The sequence below is a fragment of the Okeania sp. SIO3B5 genome (genome assembly GCF_010692555.1).
Taxonomy (GTDB): Bacteria; Cyanobacteriota; Cyanobacteriia; order Cyanobacteriales; family Microcoleaceae; genus Okeania.
The window spans coordinates 1-12459 of sequence record NZ_JAAHHG010000293.1 but is presented as its reverse complement, the minus strand read 5'-3'; the positions used below and the strand labels follow the sequence as shown (position 1 = coordinate 12459).

At 38.9% G+C, this 12459-nt stretch carries 11 protein-coding genes; 1 reads left to right on the top strand and 10 read right to left on the bottom strand.

All coding sequences use genetic code 11. The features are described 5' to 3' along the window. Nucleotides 1–320: 320 nt before the first annotated feature. The 9 genes from F6K54_RS28945 to F6K54_RS28905 all read right to left on the bottom strand — a co-directional run bounded on the left by F6K54_RS28945 (nt 321) and on the right by F6K54_RS28905 (nt 8521). A complete protein-coding gene (locus tag F6K54_RS28945; protein ID WP_293085444.1) occupies nt 321–653 on the bottom strand; it encodes a XisI protein in 333 nt (110 codons plus the stop codon). After that, nucleotides 641–1057, bottom strand: a complete 417-nt coding sequence (locus F6K54_RS28940; protein WP_293085441.1) for a XisH family protein — start codon at nt 1055–1057, stop codon at nt 641–643. The genes F6K54_RS28945 and F6K54_RS28940 overlap by 13 nt, the downstream gene beginning before the upstream one ends. Nucleotides 1058–1283: 226 nt before the next feature. Beyond that, on the bottom strand, nt 1284–3497 hold the full coding sequence (locus F6K54_RS28935; protein ID WP_293085439.1) for a serine protease: 2214 nt from the start codon (nt 3495–3497) through the stop codon (nt 1284–1286). Nucleotides 3498–3968: 471 nt separating this feature from the next. Beyond that, nucleotides 3969–4799, bottom strand: coding sequence for a serine protease (locus tag F6K54_RS28930; RefSeq protein ID WP_293085436.1), 831 nt, complete (start codon nt 4797–4799; stop codon nt 3969–3971). 18 nt (nt 4800–4817) lie between these two features. After that, complete coding sequence (locus F6K54_RS28925) at nt 4818–5144, bottom strand: XisI protein (RefSeq protein WP_293085434.1); 327 nt, start codon at nt 5142–5144, stop codon at nt 4818–4820. Then, complete coding sequence (locus F6K54_RS28920) at nt 5135–5548, bottom strand: XisH family protein (RefSeq protein ID WP_293085431.1); 414 nt, start codon at nt 5546–5548, stop codon at nt 5135–5137. The genes F6K54_RS28925 and F6K54_RS28920 overlap by 10 nt, the downstream gene beginning before the upstream one ends. A 245-nt stretch (nt 5549–5793) precedes the next feature. Next, nucleotides 5794–6423 carry a COP23 domain-containing protein gene (locus F6K54_RS28915; protein ID WP_293085429.1) on the bottom strand — a complete coding sequence of 210 codons (630 nt, stop codon included), beginning with the start codon at nt 6421–6423 and terminating at the stop codon, nt 5794–5796. Between the two features lie 221 nt (nt 6424–6644). Next, on the bottom strand, nt 6645–6917 hold the full coding sequence (locus tag F6K54_RS28910) for a hypothetical protein (RefSeq protein WP_293085426.1): 273 nt from the start codon (nt 6915–6917) through the stop codon (nt 6645–6647). 500 nt (nt 6918–7417) lie between these two features. Beyond that, the gene (locus tag F6K54_RS28905; RefSeq protein ID WP_293085423.1) at nt 7418–8521 is read right to left on the bottom strand and encodes a class I SAM-dependent methyltransferase; all 1104 of its coding nucleotides are present in this window, start codon (nt 8519–8521) and stop codon (nt 7418–7420) included. 607 nt (nt 8522–9128) lie between these two features. Here F6K54_RS28905 and F6K54_RS28900 point away from each other — a divergent pair. After that, nucleotides 9129–10019: a Uma2 family endonuclease gene (locus F6K54_RS28900; protein WP_293085420.1), complete on the top strand. Its 891-nt coding sequence runs from the start codon at nt 9129–9131 to the stop codon at nt 10017–10019. A 497-nt stretch (nt 10020–10516) separates the two neighbouring features. On the opposite strand, the gene F6K54_RS28895 is transcribed toward F6K54_RS28900, so the two are convergent. Next, nucleotides 10517–12232 (bottom strand): sodium:solute symporter family protein, encoded by a 1716-nt coding sequence (locus F6K54_RS28895; protein WP_293085417.1) that lies wholly within the window; start codon nt 12230–12232, stop codon nt 10517–10519. Nucleotides 12233–12459: the final 227 nt, after the last annotated feature.

The following is a 12459-nucleotide window of genomic DNA, read 5'->3' as shown; positions in this document are numbered from 1 at the left end:
ATCATGTCCGGTTGAATAATTAGACTTTGGTGGAAGGAAGGCAGCTATGCTGGAGGCAGGAGGCAGAAGGTTTTCTCCTTTTTTCACCTTAATTTTATACACGCTCCGATGCTACCGGACATGATATTATCCGCCAAGAAATAAATTTCTTGGCTCACAGCAAAAGTCATCTAAAGATGACTAAAGATAGCTAATTTATTATAGTTAATTAAAGAGACTTGATATGAGTTGGGTTTCGTTCCATGCTTTCCTTCGGAATGCTCCGCAAATGCAATGCTAACGCAAACAACCCAACCTACAAATGATAGAATTATGGAATCCTAACCGACAGCTAATCCGCTAAACTGTCGCCGATAGACAGATTGAAAACCCAAAACTATATCTGTCTCAGGTACGCCTGCCTCTAACAACTCGTCGGCCACCCCGATATCGGTACAATCTTGTTGTACCCAGAATTTCCCATCTTTGATATCCACATGAACTGTAGTGCCATATACTCGTTTGTGGGCATCCCAACCTAGATTAACAACTAAATAACGATCGCGCACCGTATCGAAAACAGCTTCGACTTCGGTATCTGGACAGATATCTTCTCCCAAGAAACTTTCGGTCAAAATTTTTTGGATCAGTTCGGGATAATTTAGTTTTTCCATGTGATAATTTCCTCCTTATTAGGGTCAAAAATTAGTAATTTTAATTGATGTTCGGCGATGACATCTTGAACAAACTCGCGACGAAAAAAGCTATCGTAAACCTCAAAGGTAATTGCCAGATATAATATCCGATTTGGATGAATTTTTCTTAATGCAGAGCGGTAGTTAAGTATTTGTCCAAGGGTTAAGTGAAATTCTTTAACCTCGGATTTTGCCACAAAAGATTTAACTTCTACGGCTATTTTGCGATTGTCTTTTTCAGCAGCAATGATTTTTTCTGCACCTAAGTCTATTTGGAAATTAACGTCGCCGACTCTCATAAATAGAGGATCGTCAGTTATAATCCATCTATCTTTTTCGAGGGCAGAACGTACTGCATCGTGAAAGATGTCTTTTGCTGACATAATAGCCTTTTTTGAGGTTTAATTTTGCTTGAGTTTTGGGTTGTTTTGGAAATTATAGCATTTATCAGTTATCAGCAGCTATTAATGCTTTGGTTGAAGTAAAGATCGGTTCTGGGAAATGTTCAATCCGATAAAAGTAGGTTGGGTAGAACGAAGTGAAACCCAACAACACCTTGACGTTTTGGGTTAATGTTGGGTTTCGTTACCTCAACCCAACCTACAAATACTAATTTCCTCGTAATTCTTCTAGTTTATCCAGAGAGTCTTGATACTTCTCTTGATCTCCTTGTTGCTTGTGTAAGTTGGCAGCTTTTTCAAAGTCTGATATGGCTTTTTCAATATTTCTGTTAGCCTTGTAAGTCATACCGCGTAAAAAGTAGGCAGAAGCAAGTTTAGGATCGAGTTGAATGGCTTGGTTAAAGTCAGCGATAGCTTTTTCATATTCATCATCAATAAAGTAAAGAGCACCCCTACGGGTATAGGCATTAACATATTTGGGATTGAGTCTAATAGCTTGGTTAAAGTCAGCGAGTGCCTTTTCATTTTCATCCTGGATCAAGTAAACACGACCCCTGCCATTGTAAGAGTCAGCATCTTTGGGATTGAGTCTAATAGCTTCGCTGTAGTCAGCGAACGCCTTTTCATACTTTCCTTGGATACGGTAAGTCAGACCCCTGCCATTGTAAGAGTCAGCATCTTTGGGATTGAGTCTAATAGCTTCGCTGTAGTCAGCGAGCGCCTTTTCATACTTTCCTTGGATACGGTAAGTCAGACCCCTGCCATTGTAAGAGTCAGCATCTTTGGGATTGAGTCTAATAGCTTCGCTGTAGTCAGCGAGCGCCTTTTCATACTTTCCTTGAATACCGTAAGCAGTACCCCTTTTGATATAAGAACTAGCATCTTTGGGATTGAGTTGAATAGCCTCGCTGTAGTCAGCGATCGCCTTTTCATATTCATCCTGGATCAAATAAACACTACCCCTTTTATAGTGAGCATCAGCATCTTTGGGATTGAGTCGAATGGCTTGGCTGTAGTCAGCAAGCGCCTTTTCATATTTATCCTGGATCAGGTAAACACCACCTCTATTAATGTAAGCATCAAAATTTTTGGGATTGAGTTGAATAGCTTGGTTAAAGTCAGCGAGCGCCTTTTCATTTTCATCCTGGATAAAGTAAACACGACCCCTGCCAGTGTAAGCAACAGCATCTTTGGGATTGAGTTGAATAGCTTGGCTGTAGTCAGCGAGCGCCTTTTCATACTTTCCCTGGACACGATAAGCAACACCCCTTTGTGAGTAAATATCAGCATCTTTAGGATTGAGCTGAATAGCTTGGTTAAAGTCAGTGATCGCCTTTTCATATTCATCCTGGATCAGGTAAAAGAGACCCCTTTTGCCGTAAGCATCAGCATTTTTGGGATTGAGTTGAATAGCTTGGTTAAGGTCAGCAAGTGCCTTTTCATATTCACCTTGGAGAAAGTAAACAGTACCTCTGCGTGTGTAGGCATCAGCATCTTTAGGATTGAGCTGAATAGCTTGGTTTAAGTCAGCGATAGCCTGTCCATACTCTCCTCTCTCACGGTGTTCACCAGCCCGATCATAGTAACTTTCAGCATCCTCGGTTTGAGATGGAGTCACATTATCAGCATTTGCAACAGTCTGACTTTCCGTATTTCCCATTACCAAAACCTCATCAACCTCCGGTGACACCATCCGCAAAAAAGTCGAAATCAAAACCCCATCCCCATCTCCACCAACTCTCGTCAACCCCACATGAATACCCACCAACTGCCCCGCCTCATTCAAAACTGCTCCCCCACTCATACCTTTATATACATCCTCACCAGGTTCAGTAGGTTGATAATTCAAATTATCTCCTGCTCGTGGGTTAGTAACCCTAGCGGGAGTAAACTGAAAACCCTGCCTATTCTCACTACCAGGCCAACCCGCCACATAAACTTGATTGTTATCATCTAGCTGACTCGCCTCCCCCACCACCGCCACCTCATAATCAGTAAGACTAGCAAACGCCACCACAGCCAAATCTTCCCGTGGGTAACGCTTGATAAATTTTAGTGGCTGTACTTCTCCTGCTTCCCCTGGTTTTTCACTACGAATAAACACGGAAAGTCCATCATCAAAATCAGAAATATGATTAGCAGTTAGCACATAATAAGTAGAATCTTTTCTACCAATAATTACTCCCGAACCTTTAGGCTCATATTTATTACCTCCGGTCAAATAACTCTCACTGACAATCTCTACCACCGTTTGTTTTGCTAATCTCTGTAAAGCAAAAGGATTTAAAGGAGTACCTGATTTTGTGGCAATAAAAGTTGGTTGTTCTGGTTGTGACGGTTGTTTGTTCAGAAAAGGTATTTTATCGCAACTAACCATGGTGAATGTTGTTAGTATGATTGTTAGTTTTATGATATGTTTCATTATTATTTTTTTTTGGTTTAAAGGATTGCCAAGAACGCCTAGATCGCCAAGAATTGAGTTTTTTAGCTGATAGCTGAAGTCATCTTTGAGATGACTGTTGAGTTATGTAACATCTTGTACCTTTAGTCATCTAAAGATGACTTCCCCTGTGAGCCAAGAAATTTATTTCTTGGCGGATAAAAAGGCTACAAAAATTCAGACAAACATGAACCGCCATGAACCGCCATGAACTGCCATGAACCGCCTAGAGCGCCTAGAGCGCCTAGGATTTCAATCCTTGGCTGATAGCTGAAGTCATCTGAAAGATGACTGTTGAGTTATGTACCATCTCGTACCTTTAGTCATCTTTAGATGACTTCCGCTGTGAGCCAAGAAATTTATTTCTTGGCTTGGCGGATAAAAAGCGGGTGAACTCGACTTGTACCATCTTTTACAAATGAACAGGCAAGATGCCTGTTCCACAAAACAAAACTATTTTCCAGAACCTAAATTCAATTCTAATCCAGAAGGAGATAAATAAACCAAAGTTTCTGATGGAATTGCCCAACTTAAACTAGATAAAAAATCTAAAGCTTCCTCTGAAGAAACAGCCAAAGATTCTGTCACCCGCGAACCATCTTTATAGAGATAAATATCAGGATTAACAAAAATAATCGGCTCTCCCATACCAATAATTCCTACTAACTGACCCCTATTACTTAATAAAGGTCCGCCACTCATACCATTAAAAATAGTTAATTTATATCCAATCTGATATCCCGACTGCATTGGTTTAGCTAAATATTCAGAAACATCACCCAATTTAGTACAGGTTAAACCGCCATTATTAGAGTTAGTAATATTAACATCAGTGGGAAAACCAACAGCCATTACTCGTTCCTCCTTTTCCCACTTTGCCAAACCAGCAATTAGATAATTTTTCGGACTATTAAACTGTAAAATAGCTAAATCATTACCCGTTATTTGACCATGATGAAAATTTACCAGTAAACTTGCTTGATATTCTTGACCATCCACAGTTTCGACAATAAATTTTTCTGCCCGATCTTTCAAAACATGACCATTAGTTACCAGAGTATAAATATCCCCCTGTTTCTGCACTAAAATTCCCGTTCCCCAACTATCACCAGAAATAATTTTCACAGTAAATTTTGCAGCAGTTTGGCAAAGTTGTTTTGCCGCTATTTTTTCAGGTAAAATAGGGTGACGAGTAGGAGCGATCGCTCGTTCTACGGGCAATAATAAAATTGTTAGAAATATACTCAAAATGCTAACTGTTTTGAATGAAAAATTTACTTTCATTACCTGACTAATATAAATTTAGCTAACTGCATAATCTGTAAATTGTCTTTTGAAAGGAGAATGGAAACCAATCACTATATTTTCTTTGGAAACTCCTAATTCAACTAAACGTTCGGCTACAGATTCCTCTGTGTTATTCTGTTGAATATACACTTTGCTATCAATAATATCTAGGTGCAAAATAGAACCATATACCCAGTGATTTCTTGTCCAACCGACTTGTACTAAGAGGTAATGGTGATGCTCAGTATCGAAAATTGTCTCTACCCGAACATTGCCAGGCTTGTGCAAAGAGGCTTGTTCTTTGATAAGATTTTGGATAATTTGACTATAGTCTATTGCCATTTGATAATTTCCTCAATGTCTGAATTATAAACAATTATTCGTAAGTTATTTATGGCGATCGCTCTTTGAGCAAATCGACGATTAAAGAAGTTGTCGTAAGCATCGTTAGGAACAGCTAAATAGAGGACTCGTTCGGGTTCGAGTTCAGACAATGCCATACGATAGTTAAGAAATTGCCCAAGAGCAGTATGGAATTCAGAGATGACTGAATCACCCAAAAAGCTTTTAATCTCCACTGCTATCTTATCACTACCTTGTTCAGCAGCAATTAGACGTTCTGCTCCTAGATCGATATAGAGCGGAACATCCTCAAATTCAATAGACAAAGGGTCATCTGTAATTGTCCACCCCTGCTTGATTAAGGCAGAACAAAAGGCTTTGTGGAAAGAATCTCTAGCTGGCATATATTACTTTCCATAGCAACACTAAAACTTTATCAAAAGACTCTACATAATTCAGGACTTACGCAAAGATAATATTAACGTTTATTGTTAAAAAAATAATTTATCTTAGTGGACTTACACATTTTAAATGGTGCGTTACGACGGATTGCTAAATCCCTTTTATATTCTAAATTTAAGCCGTCTAACGCACCCTACAAATTTTGCTTTGTGCTAAAGCCCAACTACAAACAAAGTCTGACTTCAATTCATTCGCAGTTCCACATACACTGATTATTTTCTTCAATATTAGTCTCTGGAGAATCAACATTTGGAATATTAGTTTCTGGAGAATTCTCCATCCATTTACCTACATTAATTGCCTTTAAATTTCCATTACTTACCAATACTTTGTCTGATGAATGTCTCAGGGCTGTAGTTGAACTACCTGTATTTATTTCTACAAGTTTTTTAATTATTTCTTGGGAATTATCCTGTGCTAAAAGAGTCATCAAAATATTAGAATCAGGACAATCTACAATATAATTATGATTCTCTTTAGAAGCACATAATACTGGCCAACCATTTGCTTTACCAGAAACAATAAATTTCAAATCACCCGTATCTTGATTATCTTGAAATTTCTGAGAAATTATAAGACAACGTTTTTCGGCAGGATACTCTTGAAAAGCATTAGTTTCCCAGATAATTAAAGTTTTCTGATCAATTTGGCCATTCGGTTGTGGCAGCCGTGCAATAGTAGCAGGTTTACCCCCATCAGTACTACAAAAAAAGCTCGCCTTACGTTGTTGAGCCTGACCATCTTGAATTAGACCAGAAATTACAGCTAAACTAAAGCAACTAATAGTCGCCCATTGTTTGACAAATTGAAAATTCATACATACCCCTCCTAATTACCAAAAAAAAATGTACATCAATTATATTCAATATTTTTCTTTAGATGCTACATAGAATTACCAGAAACATAATTTAACAAGCGATGAATTTACCTACAAACTTTTCTTATACAAAACTTACTTTAATAACTCCGAAAATTTTCGGATGTAATATTGCCTAGATTTTAAACAGAAGAAATTGCTGCCTTAGCACTACTACATTTTTATTGGAGATTCTCTATAACTCTCAGTATTCTAGTAATATAATCAGTTCGCCATTGTTCCCGTTCCTCATTTACTTGTGCATCTGGTTGATAATTTTCAATGTCTTCAGAGGAAATGATATCTTTAGCTACTAATAACTTTTCAATCGTGTCCAAGCGTTCCCGCAACACTGATACTTCTCCTGCTAATGCCATTATTATTGCCAGTAATTTATCGTTATCTATATTATCCAAATAAACTGGTCGCTTACCTTTTGCTTGTTTAGGAATCATCTTTTTTTTATCTTTTTTATTTACCGAATAATTAGGGTTTGCTGAAAAAGTCTTTTTTAAGGAGTAGGGGAGTAGGGGAGAATTTTTTTGCCCAACTATGCGCTAAAAGTGCTAACTTTTTGAGCATGAAGACCTGAAAACCATATAATTTTTCAATCTCCCCTTTCAAGAGGAAAATAAAGAAATAAGGCGTTGGTAAATTAGTGCATGATATTAATCTTAACTACTTAGGAGTCAACCCACCCCTAACCCCTCCGGTGGAGGGGAAGTCAGGAGTCAGGAGTCAGGAGGAAAGAAAGAAGAAGAAATAGGAGTAGAAGGATAAAGTTTTTTGGTCGCGTAAAGGTCATGGACTTCTATCGCGCTCTTATCCGGACATGATATCATACCTCAAATTACCAACGCCAGAAATAACATTTCCTTATGTTCAATTCCGTAACGGTTTTAACCAGAGGTAATTATCAATTATCAATTATCAATTATCCATTATCCATTATCCATTAACGAATACCAACAATAATGAATGACTGCATTCCATTACTTTGTTCCAGCAGTGTGTTAATGAGGCTATCTCTCGAAAAACCTGCTTCCCTTGCTATAGCTACTAAATCTAAATCCCGCATGGCACTCCAGAAAGGTTCATTATTATTAGTTGTTTCTTCATCATAGATGAATGCAGTATATAAATCTAGATGACGAAACAAACGCGCATCTTGATGTATCATTATTCCACCTGGAGCTAATAAACGATAACTTTCACGGAAAACATTCCGAATTGCTGGCACAGGCATTTCATGTAGCAAAATATGACTTACCACCAAATCAAATGATTCATCTGGGAAGTTAGTCTTCTCAGCATTCTGTTGGCTAAAATGCACCCGTTTTCCTAAAGACTCTGCTCGTGCATGACTATAGCGTAATATGGCAGGAGCTAGATCGATACCATAAACTTCAGCATTTGGATAAGCATCCACATAAGGCAAAGTATTAGCACCCACCGTACAACCCATATCTAGAATTTTCCCTGGTTGAAAATTTGGGTATTGCTGCTTCAAGAATTTATGAATAACCGTCTGACTTCTGGCATCACGAAGAGACTCAGGGTTTCTCGTGGCAACATAAACTCCCAAGTCATAAATAGCACCTGCCGCTACGTCATCTTGAGTGTATTCGCTATTATATCCTCCTGGCATACAATGGATATCTACAGCAGTTTGGTAGGTGGGAATTTTTAATTCCGGGTTTAGGGTAAGTGTTCCCAGGGGTTTTTCCCTATCTTTAGCACATTCCACCAAATTTGGTAGTTGACGTTCGACAGTAGTAATTACTGATTCCCACATCATTTCTTGGGTAATACGTTTGCAGCTACTGTACCACTTATAACATGGTTGTTGCTGCATTTCCCGCCGAATTTCATAACGATCTTTAGGGGAACGTTGATTTTCTTTTTCAAATTGTGGTTTGACAGTCTCTTGGTAAACCAACTTTAAGTCATTTCGCATTTTTCCAAACAGATAATTTCTGAAACTTTTAACAAAGTTTTGTCGTGCTAACTCATCGTGATTTGCTTGTGGTATCATAGTATGAGCTAATTTTTTGTTCATAATTTTTCTTAGTCAGGACTTACGCATAATATCATGTCCGGTAGCATCGGTTTTATTAATTGATAATTGATAATTGATAATTACCTCTGGTTAAAACCGTTACGGAATTGAATATAAGGAAATATTATTTCTTTTCTTGGTCGATTGGATATGGTTAGGAAACCCATCCATCCCTCGACCGCTTTTTTTCCCCTTAAAAGGGGAGGCTTTATACCAGAATTATTTAATTATTAATTATTCGGTAACTGTTGGCTATAATCTGGTATTATCTATGATAATCTCCAATTATCTATGTTACAAAAATAACTTCTGACTTCTAACTTCGTTAAAGGTGGGGTTTATCCTATGGATAAGCTCCGCTAACGCTATCGCTCTACCCAAACTACAAACTAACCCAACACTCTGATATTAAATCCGGATAATTACTATATTCAAGTCATTGCGACTGTAACGGAGTGGAAGGAAGCAATCTCAGAGGTGCGCGGAGATTGCTTCCTATCGTCGCAATGACGACTATTCAACCGGATTCTATATGAAAAGTGCTGTAAAGTTCCATGTAATTATGGTAAAATCTAGATAAACTAATAACCGATAACTAATAGCTGAAATGACTCACGCCAAAATAAAAATAGACATACCACAACCTTTTCTCGATCATACTCAATTACCAGATGAAGACGGCACCTTTGTGAAAAATTTCCAGGAACATCCCCAAAGTATCCTTTTAACTGATTCCATCGCACCAATTTTACAACAGCGACACCCAGATGGAAATTATGCCATCGGGCAAGATAGTGGTATCTATTGGCGACAAACTGAACCCCCACAAAAAGATGCAGAAGCACCAGACTGGTTTTATGTTCCCAATGTACCACCATTATTAAACGGTGAATTTCGTCGTTCCTATTGTCTGTGGCAAGAAAAAATAGCACCTTTAATTGCTATAGAATTTGCCAGTGGTGATGGAACAGAAGAATTAGACAAAACACCTTTGTCAGTTTCTGAAGATGCTGAAACAACAAAACCAGGAAAATTTTGGGTTTACGAACAGATTATAGAAATAGCTTACTACGGAATATATATCGTGAAAACTGGCAACTTAGAAATGTATTATTTAGAGGATAACTCTTATCGCCAGATGTCTCCGAATGAACGCGGTCACTATTTTATCGAACCCCTGGGAATAGAATTAGGAAAATGGCAAGGTTCCTATCAAAATCAAACTCTATCATGGTTACGCTGGTGGGACTCTGAAGGAAACTTGTTGTTAACAGGAGCAGAAGGAAAAGAAATAGAAAAAGCTCGTGGCGATCGCCTTGCCAAGCAATTAGAACAAGAACGCCAACGAGCAGAACAAGAACGCCAACGAGCAGAACAAGCAGAGCAAGGACGAAGAAATGCTATTCCTCAATTATTAGCAACGGGAATGAGTGTGGAACAAGTAGCAAAAATTCTTAGTTTGACTGTTGAGGAAGTGAGGAAAATTTCTGGTTATTAAGTAAGTAGTGGGAGCATCTTGCTCCCGTAGTTGATATCAAATATGCTTACACTTTCGGACATGATATAACTCCTGTCTCCTGTTTCCTGTCTTCCCCTCCCCTCCTGGGAGGCAGGGCTGTTTTAAAGTATTGAAGATTAAGGATTTGGGGAAAACGGGAAATTAGAGGATAGTGGAACAGTGAAATTTGCCAAAATTTGCCGATTTTTCAGCAAAGTACGCGTCTTTAAGCTCTGAGAGAATATTTGGTTCAACGCCACTTAAAAGCCTCTATCCCCGTGTCTCCGTGTCTCCGTGTCTCCGTGTCCCCATGTCTATTGAGAATGAAACAGCCCTACCCTCCTGGGAGGGGCTAGGGGTGGGTTGTCTCCTACCGCTACTAAAAGACTTTTTCAGCAAACCCTAGCTAAAACTCCGAGGGAAGAAGTCACTGCCTTTCATTATACCACAGTAGGGGACGTTTTCGGGAATGATCCACAGACCAGAACAGCAATAATTTAACTCCTGACTTCACCTAGAGGCGATCGCAATTCTTCTACCATCTTTTGTATTTCTAAAGGTGGAGGAACTGTCATTCGAGACACTACCAAAGTCACAACAAAATTCAATAACATTCCCACTGTACCAATACCTTGATCGGACAACCCCAAAAACCATGTCGGCATTCCATAAAATCTTACACCAATAATATAGATAGTAGTAAACACTAAACCAACTATCATACCACTTATCGCTCCTTCCCGGTTAGTGCGTTTGTCAAACACTCCCAAAATAATTGCTGGGAAAAAAGTAGCAGCACCGACACCAACTCCCAAAGTTGCTATCTCAATCACAAAACCAGGGGGGTTGATGCCGAAATAACCAGCAAAGGCGATCGCCAATACTACCATTATTCTGCCCACCATTAATCTTTGTGACTCTGACGCTTCAGGGTTAATTAGGCGGTAGTAAATATCGTGAGCAATAGCACTAGAAATCACTAATAACAAACCTGATGCAGTAGAAAAAGCAGCAGCTAACCCTCCTGCTGCCACTAATGCTATTACCCAAGGAGCAAGTTTAGCTACTTCTGGAGTAGAGAGAGTAATAATATCCGGGTCAAGAATTATTTCATTAGTTTCTGCATCTGGAGTCAACTGCAAACGACCATCGTTATTTTTATCAGTGAATTCTAACAAACCTGTATTTTGCCATTTTATCGCCCAGTCTAACTGTTGCACTTCCTCCATAGTTTTGTTGTGTAAACTATCAATTAAGTTGTATCGCGAAGAAGCAGCTAAAGCAGGAACAGTTGTCGAAAAAATGGCAATAAACAATAACGCCCAAGCTACAGAATATCTAGCTGCTGTTATATTAGGTACAGTATAGAAACGAACAATAACGTGGGGTAAACTGGCAAGGCCAACCATACCAGAAATAGTTATGAATAGAACATCCAACATAGTTTTTTTGCTGAAGGCAGCAGTATATTCTGGAAAACCTAAGTCAACCTGAACTTGATTCAATTTTTCTGTAATATCACCAAAGGTAAAAGCAAATTGTGGGATCGGAATATTTGTCAGAATATTACAAATGGCAATAGCTGGTATCAAATAAGCAACAATAAGTATAAAGTATTGAGCAACCTGAGTCCAAGTAATGCCTTTCATCCCTCCTAATATAGCGAAGAAGGCAACTATAACCATGCCGATGATGACACCAACTTCAATGGGAACTTGCAAAAATCGACTGAAGACAATGCCAACACCCCGCATTTGTCCGACAACAAAAGTTATGGATATAATGAGGGCAGCAATAACCGCAACAATGCGAGCAATATTAGAGTAGTAGCGATCGCCTATAAAATCTGGCAAAGTATATTTACCGAACTTTCGCAGATATGGAGCAAGCAGCAACCCCAAGAGTACATAACCTCCTGTTCCTGCCATTACATAATAAGAACCATCATAGCCTAAAATTGACACTGCTCCTGCTATAGAAATAAATGAAACCGCCGACATAAAGTCCGCTGCTGTGGCAGCACCATTAGCAATTGCAGGTACACTTTGGTCGGCGACAAAAAATCCTTTACTATCTTTGACTCGCGATCGCCACCCGATGTATAGGTAGAGCATCAAGGAAATTGTTACAAAGATAAATGTCCAAGTTTCTGTGGAAGAAGGAAGAAGGAAGAAGGAAGAGGGAAGAAGGAAGAGGGAAGAGGGAATAAACATTTAACAAAAAGTAAAAGAAATAAGAAGTTCCATGGAACGTCCCTACAATATATTACCGAAAAATTGGGTTTAAAGCCTCGCCCTTGTAGGGCGACTTTTTATTTTATTTGTAAGTGAATTGAATATATGCTACAGTTTTATTAGTTGCCGGGGGGCACTCGGAAACTCTAAACGGATGTGGAGGGAAGCGTTAGACTACCGCCAAGGAAGCAGCACCCTGTGAAGCG